Below are 19,626 nucleotides of genomic sequence, written 5' to 3'. Positions count from 1 at the left end.
GATGACGGAACCCTCAGGTTCCGCTTTCCGCCTGCGGCATCCGATTGCTGACATATTCGACGAACGCGTCGACCGACTGAAATACTTCGGGTTCCAGCGAATCAGGATCGACCTCGACGCCCAGAGTGTCCTCCAGAGCCGTCAGCAGTTCGATGAAACGCATCGAATTCAGTTCAAGGTCTTCGAGAAGCCTGACATCCGCGGAGAGTTCCACAATCTCCCGACCGAGGACCGCGGAGAGCGTGATACGGACATGCTCGACAATCTCATGACGTTCCATGAGCTCTACCTTCTTCGCCTTGATGAGATTCGGCGGCATGACGTCGCTCATGCCAGTGGCACTAGCGCGACGTCATGCCGCCGGTCATTGGCCAATCGCTTAGGCGACCTTGCCCTGCTTCTTGCCCGAGACCTTGCCCTGCTTCTTGCCCGAGACCTTGCCCTGCTTCTTGCCCGAGACCTTGCCAGAAGACTTCACCATGTTGAACACCTCCTCCCGTTCATTAGTGATTGAAAGCCGTGACCGAACCGGCCCGGCTTCCGACACCCCGAGACTCGCGGATCGATAAATCGGGTGTCAAGGCTCCTTCCCGATTGCCGATGACCCGCTCGGTGTCAGCTTTCGACCGTCCACAATCTGCCACCGGGAACTGTTGCCGGGTACTTGCGGCGTACGAAATCATCGGTATTCGCCGAATGGCGATCGAGAGGATCGGGTGCCTGCTGTGAAAAGTGCCGGACTCAGCCTGGGGCAGCGGTACGCCTGGTTGAGTCACCATCAGACGCCGCCGGAGGCCCGGCAGGACAGTCACGTCGTCCTCGGGCACGACATCCCGCCGGAGATCGCGCCGGCAACCCTGCGGGCCGCCCTCAACTACCTGGTGCGTCGGCACGAGGTGCTCCGCACCACGTACGACGCCGGCGCCTCGCCCTGGCCGCAGCAGCACGTGCATCCTCCGGGCCCCTTGTCGGTGCGCGTGGTCACGACGGAGCGCGACGGCACCCCCGCTCCGGCAGAAGTGGTCAAGGAGTTGACCGAGGCGGACTTCGACCTCGCCCGCGACTGGCCGATCCGCGCCTGCGCCGTGACGACGGCGGGCGTGGTGAAGCGGCTCGTCCTGGTCCTCCACCACATCGCCGTCGACAACTGGAGCATCGACGCGCTCACAGCCGAATTCGAGGCACTGCTGGCGGCGGCCGGCGCCCGCCGCCAGGCCCGGCTCGCCCCGGTCAGTGCACAACCGAGCGACCTCGCCCGACTGGAGGAGGCCGGGCGGTCCGCCGTACGGGAGGACTCGCTGAGTCACTGGGCGGGACGGCTGGCCGAACTGCCCGCCGATCCGTACGCCCTGCGTCGCGCCCCCGCTGTGGACCGCAGGTACGAGGCCCACAGTGCCTCGCTCACGTCGCCCGAGCTGCTCTCGGTCGTCCATGAACTGGCCGGACGGCTGGGGGTGTGGCCGTCAGCGGTTCACCTGGCCGCCTACGCGATGACCACGGCCGCGTACACCGGCCTTGACCGGGTCGGTCACCGGTGGTTCGCCAGCCACCGCGAGAGCAGCCCGGCCATGGATGTGATGGCCTGCATGTTCTCGCCCGCGATCGTGTCCGTGGACCTCAAGGACGACCCTGCCTTCTCCGAAGTGGTGCGGCGTGCAGCCGGCAGCGCCGCAGAGACGACGACGTACGCCGGAGCGTCCTACGACGAGATCATCGAGCTCACCGCCCACGAGGGGTTCCGCCGGGGGCAGCGCGTACGGCTCGCCTCTGACCTCAACTTCCTCAGCTATGCGCCGCGTTCCTGCGGTACACGGCGGGAGCGGTTCGTCTGGACCACGGACCAGGCGGCTTGGGCGCGATCGGGATCCGACACGTACTTCCGTGTGTACGAGTGGCAGGACGGCATAACCCTCGCCCTGCGATCCATGGACGAGGTCATGGACTCCGCCGCCGTCGAGCGGTTCCTCCGCGGTTACGCCGAGCTCCTGCGGCACCACCAGGATCCGGCCGCTGACCTGCGGGTCGGCGAGGCCGCCCGGCTCCTCGACTTTCCGGCGCCGCCCGCGCGCCGGACGATGCGGACCGGACCCGACCGTGTGGACCAGGATGCCGTGGAGACGCTGCTTGCCGCACACGACCGGGTGCGCTCGGCCAGGCTGCGCCTGGAGGACGGGGTGCTGATCGCCGATATCGAGGCCTCGGGCCCGGTCACGCCCGCAGCGCTGCGGGCGCACGTCCTCGGGGCGCTGGACGACACCCCGGCGGTACGCTGTCCGGCCCGGTTCCGTATTACGTCCCCGGGTGGACAGACCTCGGTCGGCGGGGGCCTCGCCGCCGGGGACACCCTCGCGGAGGCGGAGGCCGACCCGGGCACGACCGCCGTCCAGGTGCCCGGCGAGGCGGAGCGCGCCCTCGTCGCGGCCGTGGCACGGGCGAACGGGCTCGGCCATGCCGATGCGGCCCAGTGCTATACGACCGCCGGCGGGCGGGCCCTGCGGGCCCCCCGGGTGGTCGAGGCGCTCCACGCCGAGGGGTGGCGGGGACTCACGGCGGGCCAGCTCGCCGGTACCCGCCCCCTGCGGGCACTGGCGGAGCGGATGAGCCGGAGCGGACGGCACGTTGCGGACGCGCCCGAGGTGATCAGGCCGTCCGCGCACCCTCCATGGTGAATCGGTGGGCAGCCTGCACCCCTGCCTGGAAGCGGCTCACCGCGTCGAGGTCGCGCAGCAGCGCCGCGATGTGGCGGCGGCAGGTACGGACCGACATTCCGAGGCGACGCGCCACGACTTCGTCGGTGTAGCCCTGGGCCATCAGCCGGGCGATGGACTGGTGAAGGTCGTCGACAACGTCGCTGTATCCGGGCTCGATCGCCTCGAACGGTGACGCGCCGTCCCACAATTGGTCGAAAAGGTCCACCAGGAAGCGGACCACGCCGTCGTCACGGACCCGGCGGGCGGTGGGCGGCGCCGTGCCGTCTTCCGAAAGGTCCAGCACCACCGCCATTGACCGGTCGAATACCACCCCCGCCTGCGGCACCTGACTGATCGTGCGAATCTGGGCGCCGCCTTCCACCAGCCGTCTGGCTTTCGCCCGAGTCGCGAAAGAGGCCCGATTCCGGTGGGGACAGATAACTCGGACCGAAATGTCTCGATTAAGGACGCTGTAACAGGCTTCCAGCAATTCGTCGACGGTTTCCTCATCACCGTGGCTCCCCCGCAGGACCACGACTTCCTCGCGGCACACATCCGCGGCGAGCTTCAGCAATCCCCGGATCTGGGCGGGGCCCTCGACCCGCGCGATGGCGCCGACCGGCTCCCCGCTCCGGCCCGGGGGCCGGGTCACGGCCGCGATGCTGTCGCGCAGCCGGTCGAGTCGCTCCCAGTTCTCGTAGATGGCTCGTTCGATGGGCGAGACGAGTTGGCTGGCGGCGTACTCGGCATCCACTGGCACCAGTCGGCCGCCTTCCGTTCCGTCCGTCCGGAGCAGCCGCAGCTCCATCAGCCGGGTGACCGCCGCGAAGACCTCGTGCAGCGGCAGGCCGAGCGCGGCCGCCGCCCCCTCAAGTGACCTGATTTCACCTGTTTGAGCCGCGTAGCAGTAGACGGCAGTAGCGGGATCACCGATGGCCGAATCACTCACTGACAACGGCAATGCTTCGCTGAGTGTCAACTTCCCCCCCCGTTTGAAGATCGCTGGCTCGTAACCAGGACCCGGTATAGAGTGCCCACGTCGGGGGACATTGACCATGAACCCCGCTCTGGTGCTCCAGCTTGGCAGGAGGGGTCATCACACCGCTATCGGCGGACCCTCCACGCGGAAGTACATTCCGCGGACGGTGATAGTCAGCCAACAGCGGCGCGAGAGAGCACCGTGGTGAAGTCGGTTCTGTGGCGGAAAACCGTCGACGAACCAGGACAAGCAAATCCGGCGCCCGAGCGATCATCGGGGGTCGGACGGGGGTGAACATCATGACCGAACTTGACATACCTGAGTCCTTCCAGGACGTTCTTCGTCCTCACCTGCCCTACGCGGAGAGCCGCGCGCTCGCCGCCGCGGACGAGCTCCCGGCCCTCGGCCTGGACTCCATGGGTGTGGTCCAGCTCCTCGCGGACCTCGAGGACACCTACGGCCTCGAACTGCCCGACGAGTTCCTCACGGAGCAGACCTTCGAGACCGTGGGCTCGCTGTGGTCGACCGTGGCGCCGCTCGCCACGCCGCGCCAGGCCGGCGATGAATAGTCCGCTCGGCGGCCACCTGCCCTGGGCTCCCCCCGCGATCCGTCTCGACCAGCTGCTCTCGGGCGGCCGCGCCGACCGGCCGGCCGTGACCTTCAAGTCCGAGACGGTCACCTACGGCGAACTGGCGCTCCGTGTCGGGGCGGCCGCCGAGGGGCTGCGCGCGCTGGGGATCCGGCGCGGGGACCGGGTGGCCGTCTACATGGAGAAGCGCGTCGAGACGATCGTCGCGCTCCTCGCGGTGTCCCGGACCGGCGCGGTCCTCGTACCGGTCAACCCGCTCTTCAAGGCGCGTCACCTCAGGCACGTGGTCGCCGACTGCGCCGCCCGCACAGTGATCACCACCACCGAGCGCCTCGCGACCGTCGACAGCGCGCTCGGCGAGGCGAGTTCGGTCGAGCACGTGGTGCTCGCGAACGCTCCTGAGGGGGCCGAAGAGGTCTTCCGGGACGGTCGGCGGACGGTGCCGTGGCACCGTCTCTGCGCGGCGGAGGCCGGGACCGGGACCGGAACGGTCGCGGAGGAGCCGCCGGCCACCGACCGCGACGTCGCGGCGATCTTCTACACGTCGGGGAGTACGGGCGGCCCGAAGGGCGTCGTGCTCTCGCACGGCAATCTGATCGCCGGAGCCGAGAGCGTGGCCGGGTACCTCGGCCACACCGCCGACGACGTGGTGCTGTCGGTCCTGCCGCTCAGCTTCGACGCGGGGTTCAGCCAGCTCACCACGAGCCTCATCGCGGGCGCCCACCTGGTGCTTGTCAACTACCTGGTGCCGGGCGAGGCCGTACGACTGTGCGCGCGGCACCAGGTCACCGCGCTCACCTGTGTGCCCCCGCTGTGGATGCAGCTGGCGGCTCAAAAGTGGCCGGAGGAGGCCACCGCCTCCCTCCGGTACTTCGCCAACACGGGCGGACGGCTGCCGCGGAGCACCCTCGCCACCCTGCGCGGACTGTTCCCACAGGCCTCTCCGTACCTGATGTACGGCTTGACGGAGGCGTTCCGGTCCACCTACCTGGCGCCGGAGGAGGTGGACCGCCGGCCGGACTCGATCGGCAAGGCCATCCCGAACGCGGAAGTGCTCGTCGTCCGGCCCGACGGGTCGGAGTGCGGGCCGGATGAGACTGGCGAACTCGTGCACCGGGGGCCGCTGGTGGCGCTCGGCTACTGGAACGCGCCCGAGCGCACGGCAGAGCGGTTCCGTCCCGTGCCGGGCGGTCCCGCCGTGCTGCCGCCGGAACCTGCCGTGTGGTCGGGTGACCTGGTGCGCCGGGACGAGGAAGGTTTCCTGTATTTCGTCGGTCGGGGGGACGACATGATCAAGACATCCGGGTACCGGGTCAGTCCGGCCGAGGTGGAGGAGGCCGTGTACGCCACGGGTCTTACCGACCAAGCGGTGGCGCTCGGCGTCGAAGACGGGCATCTGGGCCATCACATCGTGCTGGTCTTCTCCGGCGGGTGCGACCCCGAGGTGCTGCGCAAGGCGCTGGCCCAGGAGCTGCCGCCGTACATGCTGCCGCGCCGGACGGTCGCGCTGCCGTCCCTCCCGCTATCACCCAACGGCAAGTTCGACCGGGTCGCGGTGCGTCAGGAGGTGGAGCGATGAAGGGGACGGGTCCCGCGCTCTTCGGACGGGTCGACGGAGAGCTGGCGGTAGGGGGTGTCCCGGTCGGCCGGCTGGCCGCCCGGGTCGGCTCCACACCGTTCTTCGCGTACGACCGGGCTCTCGTCACCGAGCGGGTCGCGGCCGTCCGGGCCGCACTGCCGGAGGGGATCAGCCTCAGCTACGCCGTGAAGGCCAATCCCATGCCGGCCCTGCTGCACCACATGAACGAGCTGGTGGACTCCTTCGACGTTGCGTCGGCAGGCGAGATGCGGCACGCCCTCGACACGGCCATGCCGCCGTCCCGGGTGAGTTTCGCCGGGCCCGGCAAGACGGACGACGAACTGACGCGGGCCGTCGCCGCCGGCGTCACCATCGAACTGGAGTCCGTCAACGAGCTCCGACGGGTCCGGCGGGCCGGTGCGGCGCTCTGCCTGCGGCCGCGCGTGGCGCTCCGGGTCAATCCGCCGTTCGCCTTCCGGGGCTCCGGGATGCGACTGGGCGGCGGCCCCCAGCAGTTCGGCATCGACGCGGAGGAGGTGCCCGCCGTCCTGTCCAAACTCGCCGGTGACGACCTCGACTTCCAGGGCTTCCACGTCTTCGCGGGCTCGCAGAACCTGCGCGCCGACAGCATCGTCGAAGCTCAGCGCAGCACCATCGAGCTGATGGTCCGGCTGGCCGACGCCTCGCCGGTGCCGGTCTCGTACCTCAACCTCGGCGGCGGCTTCGGGATCCCGTACTCGTCGAAGGACCAGCCGCTCGACCTCGGGCCGGTCGGCGAGAACCTCGCGAAGCTACAGGACGAACTCGTCCGGCCCCGCTTCCCGGACGCGCGGGTGGTCATAGAGCTCGGCCGGTACCTGGTGGGCGAGGCGGGCGTGTACGTGACGCGGGTCGTCGACCGGAAGGAGTCCCGCGGCAAGACGTTCATCGTCGTCGACGGTGGGCTGCACCACCAGCTGGCGGCCTCGGGCAACTTCGGCCAGGTCATCCGCCGCAACTACCCGATCGCCGCGGCGGGCGGTCCGGACGCGGCGGCGGTCGAGACGGTCAGCGTCGTCGGCTGTCTGTGTACGCCGCTCGATCTCCTGGGGGACGGGGTCACGCTGCCCCGGTTGGAGATCGGTGACCTCGTCGCGGTGTTCCAGGCCGGGGCGTACGGGCTCACTGCCAGTCCGACGGCGTTCCTCGGCCACCCCGCCCCGGCCGAGATTCTCGTATGAGGCACCTGCCTCTGGCAGCGATCACGGCCTCATCAGGCTGTCGAATGGAGGGGGTCGCGGTGGGCAACCACGCGAAAGAATCAGCTCGGAGTCCCGATGTTCCGGGGAGTACACCGCTCTTCCGGATCCTCGGGTTCCTGGAGGTGGTTGGCGCCCGGCCTGTCCAGATCACGGCACCGCGGCAGCGGATCGTGCTGGCCACGCTGCTGCTCCACGCCAACCAACTGGTGCCGCTGGAGAAGCTGATCAACGCCGTCTGGGACGTGGCACCGCCGACGACGGCGCGGGCTCAGGTACAGACGGTCGTGGCGGCACTCCGCAGGTCGCTGTCACAGGCGGGTCTCGGCGAGCGTATCCGGACGCGGGGGCGTGGATACGCGGTCGTGGTCGCGCCCGGCGAGATCGACCTGGGGCTGTTCTCCGAGCGGGTGGCGCACGGCCGTGCCACGGCTGCCGAGTCGCCGGAGACGGCCCGCGCCGCGTTCCGGGAGGCACTGGCGCTGTGGCGGGGAGACCCGCTGTACGGGGTGGACTCCGCCGTGGTCCGGGCCAGCGTCGTGCGCGTCGCGGAGCAGCGCGTGGAGGCGCTGGAGGAGTGCATCGACGTCGAGCTGCGACTCGGCCGCCACCACGAGGTGATCGGCGAGGCGAGGGCGCTGGTCGCCGAGCATCCGCTGCGCGAGCGGCTCGCCCGACAGCTGATCACGGCCCTGTACCGGTCCGGCCGACAGGCGGAGGCGCTCGCCGTCTACCGCGACGTGCGCCGGGCCTTCATCGACGAGCTGGGTCTCGAACCCAGCTCGTCGCTGCGGCAATTGGAGCACGCGATCATCACGGGCGCGGCCGAGTCGGAGATGGTGGCGCCGGCACCGAGCCAAGTCTCCATGCCCGTACCGCGCATGCTGCCGCCCCTGCTGCCCCAGTTCACCGGCCACGCCGAACTGCTCGGCGCGCTCCTCACGCCGCCCGGTGGCGATGCGCGAGACCTGGACGGTGCGGAGGCCGTCCAGGTTTCCGTGATCACCGGGGGCCGCGGGGCGGGCAAGTCGGCAGTGGCCGTGCAGGCCGCCCACGAGCTGGCGCCCGACTTCCCCGACGGGCAGCTGTACGCGACCGTGTCCGACGGGGATGACACCGTGTCGGAGACCTCGGCCGTGCTGGAACGGCTGCTCCGCGCGCTGGGTGTCTCGGACCCGTCCATCCCCGAAGACATCGACGGGCGGGCCGCGCTGTACCGCAGCTCCATCGCCGACCGGCGGATGCTCATCCTCGTCGAGAACGTCGCCGACGAGTCACAGATACGGTGGCTGCTGCCCAGCACGCCCACCTGCCGGCTCATCCTCACCAGCCGGGCGCGGATCGCCGCCCTGCCCGGCTACGACGTCTTCGAACTCGGTGCGCTGACCCTCCGGGAGGGCATCGAGCTGCTGTCGGCGGTCATCGGCGAGCACCGGGTCGCCGCCGAGCCCAGCGAGGCAATGGAACTGGCCGAGCAGTGCGGCGGGCTACCGCTGGCCCTCCGCATAGTCGCGGCCCGGCTGGCCACCCGCCCGCACTGGACGCTCGCCCAGCTCGCCGCGCGGCTGAGGGACGAGGAGGGCCGAATCGACGAGCTGACCCACCAGGGGCTCGGGGTACTGCCGGTCCTGCGAGCCGCGTACACCGGTCTGTCCGACGACGGCAGGAAGTTGCTGACCCGGCTGCCCCTGATCGGCACCGAGGACTTCGCTGCCTGGACGGCCGGACCGCTCCTCGGCGCCGATGCGGAGGAGGCCGCGGACGTCCTGGAGTGCCTCGTGGACGCCCGGCTGGTGGACGTGGTGAGCGGCTCCGGCACTGCGGCCCGGTACCGGCTCCACGGCCTGGCCCGGGTCTACGCGCGGGGCATGGCCCCGCACACCGAGCCGGCCGACGAGCGCCGTGAGGCCCTGAAGCGGCTCTGGGGCGCGTGGCTGCACTTGACCGACGAGGCGCGGCGCAGGCTGCGGGGCGCCGAAGGGACCCACTTCGGCGAGGCCCCGCGCCTGCCTCTGCCGCGGCCGCTGGTCGACGCCCTCCTCACCGATCCGGGCAGTTGGTACGAGCAAGAGCGGGCCGGCCTGCTGGCGGCCGTCGGGCACGAACTGCGATCCGTCGCGCCGGAGTACTGCTGGAACCTGGCCCTGGCGGTGGCGGCGCTGAGCGGCGCCCAGTGCCGCTTCGACGACTGGCGCTCCAGCCACGACGACGCGCTCCGGACGGTCAGGCAGGCTCAGGACCGGCTGGGCGAGGCGGCGCTCCTGTACTCGCTCGGCACGCTGGACCTGCGTGAGCAGGACGTCGACCAGGCCCTCGTCCGGCTCACCCTGGCCCTGCGCGTCTTCGAGCAGCAGGGGCAGTCCGCATGGTGCCGGCTCGCCGAACAGGCGATCGGTGAGGCCGGTCAGTGGTCGGAGGCGGGCAGGGCGACACCGATCCGCCGGGGAGAGGGCCGTCAGGGAGAGGGCCGGCAGGAAGACCGGCGGCAGCCGACCTCTGTCCGGTCGGACGCCCTGCGGAAGCCGCCGGAGGCCCCGCGCAGCACATCGGATGCCGTGGTCGTCCGGCATCTGGTGCCTCAGCAACAGGCTCGGCTGCGCGGTACCGCGGTGCTGCGCATCGCAAGGGCCCGGCCGGTGTCGTCCCGCCAAGAACTCGACCGACCGTAGCAGGAGGCGCTGGCGGCGGCCCGTGACGTATCGAATGACGTCCGCATTCTGCCTCTGCGGGCAGGGTTCTGGGCGGCCGTCACCATGCCAGATTGGCCAAGGGATTCGTCCCGGACGATGAATTCTCACAAGATTGAGGAGCAGGACGTTGCTGGAAGTCGTCGAGCTTGCCAAGCGCTACGGCGAGGTGCAGGCCCTCGCAGGATTCGATCTACAGGTGTCCGCCGGGGAGATCGTCGGCCTGGTCGGCCACAATGGCGCCGGCAAGAGCACCTTCATCGAGATCGTGTCCGGCCTGGTGCGCCCTGATTCCGGAACCGTGCTGATCGACGGCAAGGAGCCGTCGAAGGCCCGCGCGCAGGTCGGGGTCTCGCCCCAGCACATCGCGCTTTATCCGCCGATCACCGTGCGGGAGCACCTACGGCTGTTCGGTGGGCTCGCGGGGCTGCGGCGCGAGCTGCTGCGGTCGACGATCGACGACCTGGCCGCGGCGCTGCACCTGACCGGGTTCCTCGACCGGCCGGTCGGGCTGCTCTCGGGCGGTCAGCAGCGCCGTACCCAGGCGGCCGTCGCCCTCATTCACGCACCGTCGCTGCTGCTCCTCGACGAGCCGACGGCGGGTGCCGACCCGGACACCCGTCAGGCGCTGCTCGACGTGGTGAAGCAGCGGGCGGCCGAGGGTGCCGCCGTCATCTACACGACGCACTACCTGACCGAGCTGAGCGAACTGCAGGCGTCGATCGCAGTGGCCAAGAAGGGCCGGATCATCGCTCGCGGCAGCAGCGCGGAACTCCTCGACGGCCTGCCGGGCGAGGTGCGCGTCTCCTTCGGGGACGAGGAGGTTCAGCTCTCCACCACCGATCCGAGCGGTGCCCTGGTGGACCTGCTCAAGGGCACGGACCGGCCCGTCGAGTCCGTCGAAGTACACAACCCGACCCTCGATGACCTCTACCGGTCCCTGGCGGTGAACGATGACTGACTCCCTGCATCGTGTCGGCATACTCGTCCGGCACAACACCGTCCTCAGGCTCCGCGACCCGGGCCAGCTGATCAGCTACATCGCGCTGCCGATGGTGCTGATGCTGGTGTTCAAGCCGCTGTACGTGCGGGCGCTGGACAGCGGGACGCTTCAGGCGGTCACCGGTCCCCTGGTGATGTTCTCGGTGTTCGCCCTGGCGATCGTCGGCAACTCCATCCTCGTCGAACGGGAATGGCGCACCTGGGACCAGATGCGGTCGAGCCGGGCGGGCCGCACCGAGCTGCTGCTCGGCAAGACGCTGCCGGTGCTCGTCATCCTGATCTTCCAGCAGCTGGTGCTGCTGGTGTACGGCTGCCTCATCATCGGGCTGCCGGTGCCGAACCACTTCGGCTACATCGCCCTCGCCATCTCGGTCTGGGGATTCACCCTGCTCGCCATCGGTGCGGCGCTGGCCACGGTCGTGCGCAGCCGCGGCGATCTCGGTCTGGTGTCCGACCTGGGCGCGATGGCGGTCAGTTCGATCGGTGGCGCGCTCGCCCCGGTGAGCCTGATGCCGGGGTGGGCCCAGGTCATCGCCCCGCTGTCGCCGGGTTACTGGGCTCTCAGCATGATGCGTTCCGCGATCGAGGGCGATCTCGGCGGCACGCTGCGACCGGCTCTGGTGTGCCTGGCCATCGGCCTGGTCGCCGGGACGTTCGCGACCTATCGCCTGGCCCGTGGATGGGGCCGCAGCCACCTGCTGTGACGGCGGGTGGCTGCATCTGAACGTTCGAGATGCGACCGGGAGGTCAGCGTGACGGAGAACACGTACGAATCGGCGGTGGCGCTTGTCGGGATGTCCGGGCGCTTCCCGGGCGCGGCCGACGTCGCGGGGCTGTGGCGGAACCTGCTCCAGGGGGTTTCGGGCCTGCGGGCCGTCACCGACGAGGAACTGGCGAAGGCGGGAGTCGCCCCGGGCATGCTCGCCGATCCCCGCTACGTTCGGGTCGACGGCGCGGTGGACGGGCTCGACCTCTTCGACGCGTCGGTGTTCGGCCTCAATCCGCGTGAAGCGGAGACGATGGAGCCGCAGCACCGACTGTTCTTGGAGTGCGCGTGGGAGGCGCTGGAAGGGGCGGGCTACTCCCCCATGGCCCCCGCCGCGCAGGTCGGTGTCTTCGCCGGCTGCGGGTTCCCCGACTACATGCTGAACAACGTGGCCCATCTGGCCACGGAGCCGGGCGGCGGGCTGCTGCTCGCCGTCGGCAACGAGCGCGACTCGCTCGCCTCGCTGGTCTCGTACAAGCTGGGCCTGCGGGGCCCGAGCATGACGGTGCAGACCTTCTGCTCCACCTCACTGGTCTCCGTGCACCTGGCCGCCCAGAGCCTGCTGACGTACGAGTGCGACCTGGCGCTCGCCGGCGGCGCGTTCCTGCCGCTGCCGCAGCCGTCCGGCTACCTGTACGAGCAGGGCGGGATCATGTCCCCGGACGGGCGGGTGCGCAGCTTCGACGCGTCAGCGAACGGCACCGTGATGGGGGCGGGCGTCGGCGCGGTGGCGCTGAAGCGGATGTCGGACGCCATTGAGGACGGTGACGTGATCCACGCCGTGATCCTCGGGTCGGCCGTGAACAACGACGGCCGGGAGCGCGTCGGTTACACGGCGCCGGGTGTCGACGGCCAGGCTTCGGTGATCGAGACCGCTCTGGCCGTCGCCGGTGTCGAGCCGGGTTCCATCGGGTACGTCGAGTGCCACGCCACCGGCACCCAGCTCGGGGACTCCATCGAACTGGCCGCGATGAACAGGGTGTTCGACACGCAGCAGGATTCGCCCTGTGTCCTGGGGTCGCTCAAGCCGAGCCTCGGGCACCTGGACCGGGCCTCGGGCGTGGCCGGGCTGATGCGGGCCGCGCTCTGCCTGCGGGAGGGGGTCCTGCCCGCCATGCCGGGGTTCGAGACGCCCAACCCGGCGCTCGCGGCGGCCGGGAAGCGGTTCGCGGTGCTCACCGAGGACCAGCCCTGGCCGGAGGGGCCGACGCCGCGCCGGGCCGGGGTCAGCTCGTTCGGGCTCGGCGGCACCAACGCGCACGTGGTGCTGGAGGAGGCACCGGTGCGCCCGGCCCGCCCGGCGACGCCCGGACCGCACCTGCTGACCTTCTCCGCCGCGACGCCGGAGGCGCTCGACGCGCTGACCGACCGGCTCGCCCTGCATCTGGCGGAGCACCGCACCGAGGACCTCGCGGACGTGGCCTTCACACTCCAGGTCTCGCGCGGTCACTTCGCGCTGCGCCGGGCGGTGGTCTGCGTCGGTTACGAGGACGCCGTGGCTGCGCTGCGCGACCCCGGCCGGTGGATCGACGCCGAGACGAGCCGCCGGGCGCCCGGGGTGCGGCTGACGACCGGGGACGGCGTACCGGAGACGTGGTGGGACGAACTGTCCCGCGCCGTCGCGGCGCTGCTCCCCCGGTCCGAAGGCCACCCGGATGTCCCGGCCGGCCGGGACGGCGCCCTGGCGGCGCTCGCGGCGGGGCTGGAGCGGATCGGGGTGTCCGTCCTGGGCGCCGCGGACCCCGCCGGCGCCGAGGCCGTCGAGATCGTCATGGCGCCCGGCGCGGACGCGGCCGCCGACTGGCTGCCGACCGTGCTCGCCCGGGTCTGGCAGGCTGGTGCGGCGGTCGACTGGGCGGCGCTGCACGGGGGCCGCGGCCGCCGGGTCGAGCTGCCGACGTACCCGTTCCAGCGGCGCCGCTACTGGGTGAAGGGCGAGGCGTCCCGGCCGGTGGAGCGTGAGCCGGAGGGTCGGGTCGACGATCCGGGCCGGTGGACGTACGTGCCGGGCTGGCGCCGCCACCCGGTGCCGGTGGAGGACCTGGACGGGCAGCTGCGGGCTGCCGGGCCGTGGCTGGTGCTGGCCGCCGATGCGCGTGCCGAGGCGCTGGTGGACCGGCTGGTGCTCGCCGGCGCCGAGGTCGTCGCGGTGCGGCCCGGGGAGGCGTACGGGCAGGACGACAACGGCGACTTCACGGTGCGGCCCGCCGAGTCGGACGACCTGGCCGAGGTGCTGGCCGCGCAGTTCGTCGCGCCCCGCACGGTCGTGCACGGGTTCGCCCTCGCCTCCGCTGAGGGGTCGGGTGCCGCGCACTTCGACGCGGAGCTGGAGCGCGGGTTCCGTTCGGCGCTCGCCCTCGCGCGGGCGTTCGCCGAGGACCCGCACGCCGCGTCGACCGAGCTGACGCTGCTCACGTCCGGTGCCGCGGGCGTGGTCGGGGCCGATCTGACCCATCCCGAGCATGCCGCGCTCGCCGCGCTCGCGCCGAGCCTGGCGCAGGAGAATCCGCTGCTGGCCTGCCGGCACGTGGACGTCGACGCCGGGGTGGACGGCGAGGACGCCGAGCAAGTGCTGGCCGCCGTGCTGGCGCCGCACGAGGGGCCGGTCGCGGTCCGCGGCGCGGAGCTGTGGCTGCGGCACTACGAGCCCTGCCCGCTGCCGGTGCCCGGTCCTGAGGCGCCGCTGTTCCGGCCTCGGGACACGGTGCTCATCACGGGCGGCCTCGGTGACGTCGGCCTGCTGCTCGCGCGGCGGCTGGCGAGCGCCTACGGCTGCCGCCTGGTGCTCACGGCCCGTACGGAGCTGCCGCCCCGCGAGGAGTGGCCGGCTTACCTCGACGGCGCGGCGGAGGACGACCGGACGGCCCGGCACATCCGGAGCGTGCTGGACCTCGAGGAGCGCGGTGCCGAGGTGCTGGCGCTCTCCGCCGACGTGGCCGACGAGGAGCGGATGCGCGAGGTGGTCCGGGCCGCGGTGGAGTCCTTCGGCGGCATCGACGCGGTGGTCCATGGGGCCGGCGTGCAGAACCCGGACTTCTTCGACCTCGCGCACCTGTCGGACCCGGCGATGTGCGACGCCCACTTCCGGGCCAAGGTGCACGGCTTCCACGTGCTGCAGTCCGTGCTCGGCGAGCAGGCGGCCGGTCGGCGGGTGACCCTGTCGTCGCTGGCGACCGTGCTCGGCGGCATCGCTCTCGGCCCGTACGCGGCCGCCAACGCCGCCCTGGACGCGTACGCGCGTGCGGCGCGGCTGGGTGGGGCGGGCCGCTGGACGACGGTGGACTGGGACACCTGGGCCGTCTCGGAGGAGCGGGTCGAGGGGCACGGACCAGCCGTGCGCGCGTACGAGATGACTCCCACCGAGGGCGTCGACGTGTTCGAGCGGGTCCTCGGCCAGGCGGGCCGGACGGCCCACGTGGTGGTGTCCACCGGGCCCGTGGAACCGAGGCTGCGGCAGTGGGTCACCGGTGGCCCGGCGGCGTCCGGGGAGGCGGAGGAGACGGGTGAGCGTCATCCGCGTCCGGCGCTGGCGACTCCGTACGAGGAGCCCGAGGCCGGTCTCGAGGAGACCGTCGCGGGCATCTGGGCGGACACGCTGGGACTTGAACGGGTCGGCGCGCTCGACAACTTCTTCGAGCTGGGCGGCCATTCGCTGATCGCCATCCAGCTCGTCACCCGGATGCGTACGGCCCTGTCGGCGTCGGTCCCGGTGACAGCCCTGGTCGACAGCCCGACGGTGCGGGAGATCGCGGTGCTGGTCGCCCGGTCGCGCGCCTGACCCCCGCGCGGGGGTTTCCGCGCACACGACGAAGGTGCCCGCCGGCCTCCTGGCCGACGGGCACCTTCGTCGTGTGCGCGGGTTCCGCTCCTCAGGGATGAGGGCGGTTCGATAGCGGAAGGAGAGCGGTCATGCGGTGGCCATTGTTCCGCTGTCGCCGGGGCCGCGGCGCGGCCCCGGCGACAGGGTGGGTCACATCCAGGGACGGAGGGCGTCCGCGAGGTGCCGGTGGGTCAGTTCGGGGCGCTCCAGCATCACGAAGTGCCCACCGGTCAGGACGTGGGAGGTGAAGCCGCCCACGGTCTGGTCGCGCCAGCCCCGCATGGCGGCGGGGTCGGCCCGGGGGTCGTGGGTGCCGGCGAGCGCGGTGATCGGCAGGTCCAGCGGCGGCTCCTCCCGGTGCCGGTACGTCTCCTTGACGGAGAAGTCGGCCCGGAAGGGCGGGAGGATCATCTGCAGGACCGCCGGGTCCGCCAGCAGCCACTCGGGCGTGCCGCCCAGGCGGCGCAGGAGACCGACGACCTCGTCATCGGTCATCCCGGCGACGGGCGGGTCGCCGTGCTCGTCCGGGAGCTGGGGAGCGGGGCAGCCGGAGACGAAGAAGCGCTCCGGCATCGGGCCGCCGCGGCGACGGATCTCGCGCAGCAGCTCGAAGCCGACCAGGCCGCCGAGGCTGTGCCCGTACACGGCGTACGGGTCCTGCCCCGCGGTGGCGAGGACGACGTCCGCCAGCTCGGCGACGAGGGGCTCCATGCGGTCGAACGGGGTCTCCCGCAGCCGGGTCTCCCGGCCGGGCGGCTGGAGAGGGCAGATCGCGACCCGGCCGAGCCGTCCGTGCCACGCCCGGTATGCCGACGCGGAACCGCCCGCGTGCGGCAGGCAGAACAGCCGCAGCGGTCCGTCCGGGACGGTGAAGGGGAGCCAGCGGCTCACCAGGGAGGCGTCGGCGACGGTGGTCACGCCGTCACCTCCAGCGTGACGTAGCCCGCGGGCTCCTGGAGGGCGTCGAGGTCGGCGGCGAGGACGACGTGGCTGCCTTCGCGGGAGACCTCGCGGAATCCGCTGAACGCGTAGGTGATCTGCATCATCCGGTTGCGTCCGGTCTCCACGAAGTCGGCGCGGAGTCCGGCGCCCGCTTCGCTCGCCAGCCGCATGACGTGGTTGAGCAGCACCATGCCGACGCCCCGGGACATCACCCGGCACGACATCAGCAGCATGTTCAGCCGCCAGTCGGGGGTTCCCTTCTCGACCAGTGCGAGACCGATCTTGCCGTAGCTGCCGAACCGGTCGGTCAGGGACGCGACCAGCAGCAGGTGGTCCGGCGAGTCACGCAGCGCGTCCAGCTCGTCGTACGAGTAGGTCCGGCCGGTGGAGTTGAGCTGGTTGGTGCGGACCGTGAGCTCCTCGGCCCGCTGGAGGTCCTCGCGCTGGGCCGTGGCGATGGTGAAGGTCATGCCCAGGCTGGCGAGGAAGTCGTCGTTGGTGCCGGTGAAGTCCTGCTCCAGGTCCTCCCGGGCCAGCTGGCTCTGGTACATGCCCCGCCGCTGCGCCGACTCGTCGGTGACGAACCGGGGCGTGAACGCGACGCCGGTCAGCACCTCGTCGATGTCCAGCGCGTCGACACAGGTGACCTCGGACACCGCGAAGGCGACCTCGGCCCGCTCGAACTCCTGGTCGTCGACGAAGGCGAACGCGTCCAGGCCCAAGTTGAGCCGGGTCGCGATGTGCTTGATCGACTCCGATTTGGGGTTCCAGTTGATCTGCGGGCACAGGAACAGGTCGTCCAGGCCCAGTTCCCGCAGCTTCGCCATGGCCGTCTCGTGGTCGTTCTTGCTGGCGACGGAGTGCAGGACGCCCATGGCGTCCAGCCGCCGCAGGTGGGCGACGGCCGCAGGGCGGACGGTGACCTCGGCGTCCTCCAGCAGGACGCCGTCCCACAGGGTGTTGTCGAGGTCCCACACGACGCACTTGATACGGCCCTGCGCCGGCTTGGCGGGCAGGGTGTCCGCCCCGTCCCGGATGGTCCCGGTCATCGTCCCCCCTCGCGGTGTGCCTCGGCGGCGATCGTGATCCGCTGGATCTCGTTGCTGCCCTCGATGATTTCCATGACCTTCGCGTCTCGGTAGTACCGCGCCACGGGGTAGTCCGGGCTGCATCCGTTGGCGCCGTGCACCTGCACCGCCTCGGAGGCGTGCCGTACCGCGGCGGTGGACGCGAAGTACTTGGCGATCCAGGTCGCCATGAGCGTCGCCGAGTCGCCGACGTCCTTCAGCCGGCCGGCCTCGGCGAGCAGCAGCCGTGCCGCCCGAACGTCGGTGACCATGTCGGACAGCTTCGCCTGGATCAGCGGGAGTTCGGAGATCGGACTCCCGCCGACCATGCGCCGCGAGGCGTAGGAGGCCGACGCGTCCAGGCACGCCTGGATGATGCCGACCGAGCCCGCGGCGACGCTGTAGCGGCCCAGGTCGAGGGTGCCGGTGAGGACCATGCCGGCGGCGAAGCCGCTCGGTCCCAGGAGCGCGTCCGGACCGAGCCGCACGTCGCCGAGGGTCACCTCGGCGAGCATGGAGGCCCGGGTGCCGAGCATGTCGTCGAGGGGCCGGACGGTGACACCGGGGGTGTCCCTCGGCACCAGGAACGCGCCGATGCTGGACTCGGTCTTCGCGAACACCAGGAAGAGGTCGGCCCGCTGCCCGTTCGTCGTCCACTTCTTGACGCCGTTGAGCACCCAGCCGTCACCCTTGGGCACGGCCGTCGTGGTGATCCCCGCGGCATCGCTGCCGGCCCCGGGCTCGGAGAGGCAGAAGGCTCCCAGCACGCCGCCGCTCGCGAGGAGGGGTCCCCACTGCTCGCGCTGTGCGGCGGTGCCCCAGCGCTGGAGGGTCCAGGCGAGCATGGTGTGCACGGTGAGGAGGCTGCGCACGGAGGAGCAGCCCCGTCCCACCTCCTCGTGGATCTCGCCGAGCGTCACCATGTCCAGTCCCGCGCCGCCCGTCTCGGGCGGCAGGAACGGCGCCCACAGGCCGGCGGCGCCGATGCGCTCCAGGAGTTCCTCCGGGATCGCCCCCTGCCTGTCGTAGGCGTCGGCGTGCGGCAGGATGTGCTCGTCCACGAAGGCGCGGGCGGAGGCCCGGTCCGGTACGACGGCGGCCTGGGGCCGCGTCTGCGTGTCGTTCGTCATCCGGTGCCTACGCGGCCACGGCGCGCTGGCGGTCGACCAGGACCGTCATCGCCTCGGCGGTACGGAAGTTGTCGATGCGCAGCTCGTCGGTGGGGATGGTGATGCCGAAGGTCTTCTCCACGAACATGACGAGCTCCATCGCGAACAGCGAGTTGACGAAGCCCAGTGAGAAGATGTCCTCGGTCGCGGTGATATCGGCCTGGGGGAAGCGGCCCTTGACGAAGGTCAGGATCTGGCCGGTGGTGTCGGACATGTGTGTCTCTCCTCAGCTTGCGTAGGTGTAGAAGCCGCGGCCGGTCTTCCGGCCGTGGAGTCCCGCGTCGGTCATCTGCTTGAGCAGGGGGCAGGGGCGGTACTTGCTGTCGGCATAGTGCTCGTAGAGCACCTCGACGCTGTAAAGGATGGTGTCGACGCCGATCAGGTCGGCGGTCTCCAGCGGCCCCATGGGGTGGCCGAAGCAGCCGCGGAAGACCTCGTCGACCGATTCGGCGGTGGCCACGCCCTCGTACACAAGGAAGGCGGCCTCGTTGACGGTCAGCATCAGGACCCGATTGGAGACGAAGCCGGACGAGTCCTTGACGTCGACGCCCTTCTTGCCCATGCCCGTGAGCAGGGCGCGGGTGCGCTCGACGGTCTCGGCGGAGGTGTGGAAGCCGGGGATCAGCTCCACGACCGGCTTGGCCGGGACGGGGTTCATGAAGTGGACGCCGACCACGCGCTCAGGGCGGCCGTACAGCGAGCCCACCTTGGTGATCGGGATCGCCGAGGTGTTGACGATCACGACGGCGTCCGGGGAGAGGACCGCGTCCAGCTCCTGGTGGACCTCGCGCTTAATGTCCCAGTTCTCGGTGACGTTCTCGATGACGAGCTCCGCGTCGGCCAGCGCCTTCACGCCGACCTCGGTGGTGATCCTCGCCATGATGGCGTCGGCGTCCAGTGCCGGGCCGCCCATGAGACGGCTCATCCGGGCATTGCGAGTGACGGCGTCCCTGGCCTCGGCCAGGATCCGCTCGTCCTTGTCGACCAGGACGACGTCGTATCCGTACTGAGCGAGGTTCTGGGCGACTCCGACGCCCATGACGCCGGCACCGACTACGCCGATGACAGTCATGACGTGCTCCGTTCTTTGTTGCGTT

Annotated in this window: 15 protein-coding genes; 8 read left to right on the top strand and 7 right to left on the bottom strand. The window is 71.1% G+C overall.

The window, feature by feature from the left end:
* Positions 1-13 precede the first annotated feature (13 nt).
* Positions 14-331 carry an acyl carrier protein gene (locus NLX94_RS37395; RefSeq protein WP_254387748.1) on the bottom strand — a complete coding sequence of 106 codons (318 nt, stop codon included), beginning with the start codon at positions 329-331 and terminating at the stop codon, positions 14-16.
* A 436-nt stretch (positions 332-767) separates the two neighbouring features.
* Here NLX94_RS37395 and NLX94_RS37390 point away from each other — a divergent pair, with 436 nt between their 5' ends.
* Positions 768-2,669, top strand: coding sequence for a condensation domain-containing protein (locus NLX94_RS37390; protein ID WP_254387747.1), 1,902 nt, complete (start codon positions 768-770; stop codon positions 2,667-2,669).
* Here the strand turns inward: NLX94_RS37390 and NLX94_RS37385 are convergent.
* On the bottom strand, positions 2,641-3,669 hold the full coding sequence (locus NLX94_RS37385) for a hypothetical protein (RefSeq protein WP_254387746.1): 1,029 nt from the start codon (positions 3,667-3,669) through the stop codon (positions 2,641-2,643). The genes NLX94_RS37390 and NLX94_RS37385 overlap by 29 nt on opposite strands.
* A 299-nt stretch (positions 3,670-3,968) precedes the next feature.
* On the opposite strand from NLX94_RS37385, the gene NLX94_RS37380 reads away from it, so the two are divergent.
* The 7 genes from NLX94_RS37380 to NLX94_RS37350 all read left to right on the top strand — a co-directional run bounded on the left by NLX94_RS37380 (position 3,969) and on the right by NLX94_RS37350 (position 15,309).
* Positions 3,969-4,238 (top strand): phosphopantetheine-binding protein, encoded by a 270-nt coding sequence (locus NLX94_RS37380; protein ID WP_254387745.1) that lies wholly within the window; start codon positions 3,969-3,971, stop codon positions 4,236-4,238.
* A complete protein-coding gene (locus NLX94_RS37375) occupies positions 4,231-5,838 on the top strand; it encodes an acyl-CoA ligase (AMP-forming), exosortase A system-associated (protein ID WP_254387744.1) in 1,608 nt (535 codons plus the stop codon). The genes NLX94_RS37380 and NLX94_RS37375 overlap by 8 nt, the downstream gene beginning before the upstream one ends.
* Positions 5,835-7,058: a pyridoxal-dependent decarboxylase, exosortase A system-associated gene (locus NLX94_RS37370; RefSeq protein WP_254387743.1), complete on the top strand. Its 1,224-nt coding sequence runs from the start codon at positions 5,835-5,837 to the stop codon at positions 7,056-7,058. Before NLX94_RS37375 ends, NLX94_RS37370 begins: the two co-directional genes overlap by 4 nt.
* Positions 7,055-9,745, top strand: a complete 2,691-nt coding sequence (locus NLX94_RS37365; RefSeq protein ID WP_308402646.1) for a BTAD domain-containing putative transcriptional regulator — start codon at positions 7,055-7,057, stop codon at positions 9,743-9,745. Before NLX94_RS37370 ends, NLX94_RS37365 begins: the two co-directional genes overlap by 4 nt.
* 148 nt (positions 9,746-9,893) lie before the next feature.
* Positions 9,894-10,724: an ABC transporter ATP-binding protein gene (locus NLX94_RS37360; RefSeq protein WP_254387741.1), complete on the top strand. Its 831-nt coding sequence runs from the start codon at positions 9,894-9,896 to the stop codon at positions 10,722-10,724.
* Complete coding sequence (locus NLX94_RS37355; RefSeq protein ID WP_254387740.1) at positions 10,717-11,469, top strand: ABC transporter permease; 753 nt, start codon at positions 10,717-10,719, stop codon at positions 11,467-11,469. Before NLX94_RS37360 ends, NLX94_RS37355 begins: the two co-directional genes overlap by 8 nt.
* A 48-nt stretch (positions 11,470-11,517) precedes the next feature.
* Complete coding sequence (locus NLX94_RS37350; RefSeq protein ID WP_254387739.1) at positions 11,518-15,309, top strand: SDR family NAD(P)-dependent oxidoreductase; 3,792 nt, start codon at positions 11,518-11,520, stop codon at positions 15,307-15,309.
* 192 nt (positions 15,310-15,501) lie between these two features.
* Here the strand turns inward: NLX94_RS37350 and NLX94_RS37345 are convergent, their stop codons facing one another.
* From NLX94_RS37345 to NLX94_RS37325, 5 genes are read right to left on the bottom strand one after another with little or no spacing between them, the layout of a single operon-like run.
* Positions 15,502-16,269 (bottom strand): alpha/beta fold hydrolase, encoded by a 768-nt coding sequence (locus NLX94_RS37345; RefSeq protein WP_254387738.1) that lies wholly within the window; start codon positions 16,267-16,269, stop codon positions 15,502-15,504.
* On the bottom strand, positions 16,266-17,342 hold the full coding sequence (locus NLX94_RS37340; RefSeq protein WP_254387737.1) for an HAD family hydrolase: 1,077 nt from the start codon (positions 17,340-17,342) through the stop codon (positions 16,266-16,268). The genes NLX94_RS37345 and NLX94_RS37340 overlap by 4 nt, the downstream gene beginning before the upstream one ends.
* Complete coding sequence (locus NLX94_RS37335; protein ID WP_254387735.1) at positions 17,339-18,490, bottom strand: acyl-CoA dehydrogenase family protein; 1,152 nt, start codon at positions 18,488-18,490, stop codon at positions 17,339-17,341. The genes NLX94_RS37340 and NLX94_RS37335 overlap by 4 nt, the downstream gene beginning before the upstream one ends.
* A gap of 7 nt (positions 18,491-18,497) precedes the next feature.
* A complete protein-coding gene (locus NLX94_RS37330; RefSeq protein ID WP_254387734.1) occupies positions 18,498-18,743 on the bottom strand; it encodes an acyl carrier protein in 246 nt (81 codons plus the stop codon).
* A 12-nt stretch (positions 18,744-18,755) separates the two neighbouring features.
* A complete protein-coding gene (locus tag NLX94_RS37325; protein WP_254387733.1) occupies positions 18,756-19,601 on the bottom strand; it encodes a 3-hydroxyacyl-CoA dehydrogenase family protein in 846 nt (281 codons plus the stop codon).
* Positions 19,602-19,626: the final 25 nt, after the last annotated feature.

The organism is Streptomyces sp. TBY4, assembly GCF_024213195.1.
In the GTDB taxonomy this organism is placed as follows: Bacteria; Actinomycetota; Actinomycetes; order Streptomycetales; family Streptomycetaceae; genus Streptomyces.
This window is presented reverse-complemented; position numbering and strand designations above follow the sequence as displayed.

Excerpts from the sequence above, each read along its gene's own strand:
- NLX94_RS37395 (WP_254387748.1), bottom strand. The coding sequence starts at position 331 with ATGAGCGACGTCATGCCGCCGAATCTCATCAAGGCGAAGAAGGTAGAG.
- NLX94_RS37380 (WP_254387745.1), top strand. The coding sequence starts at position 3,969 with ATGACCGAACTTGACATACCTGAGTCCTTCCAGGACGTTCTTCGTCCT.
- NLX94_RS37375 (WP_254387744.1), top strand. The coding sequence starts at position 4,231 with ATGAATAGTCCGCTCGGCGGCCACCTGCCCTGGGCTCCCCCCGCGATC.
- NLX94_RS37370 (WP_254387743.1), top strand. The coding sequence starts at position 5,835 with ATGAAGGGGACGGGTCCCGCGCTCTTCGGACGGGTCGACGGAGAGCTG.
- NLX94_RS37365 (WP_308402646.1), top strand. The coding sequence starts at position 7,055 with ATGAGGCACCTGCCTCTGGCAGCGATCACGGCCTCATCAGGCTGTCGA.
- NLX94_RS37355 (WP_254387740.1), top strand. The coding sequence starts at position 10,717 with ATGACTGACTCCCTGCATCGTGTCGGCATACTCGTCCGGCACAACACC.
- NLX94_RS37340 (WP_254387737.1), bottom strand. The coding sequence starts at position 17,342 with ATGACCGGGACCATCCGGGACGGGGCGGACACCCTGCCCGCCAAGCCG.
- NLX94_RS37335 (WP_254387735.1), bottom strand. The coding sequence starts at position 18,490 with ATGACGAACGACACGCAGACGCGGCCCCAGGCCGCCGTCGTACCGGAC.
- NLX94_RS37330 (WP_254387734.1), bottom strand. The coding sequence starts at position 18,743 with ATGTCCGACACCACCGGCCAGATCCTGACCTTCGTCAAGGGCCGCTTC.
- NLX94_RS37325 (WP_254387733.1), bottom strand. The coding sequence starts at position 19,601 with ATGACTGTCATCGGCGTAGTCGGTGCCGGCGTCATGGGCGTCGGAGTC.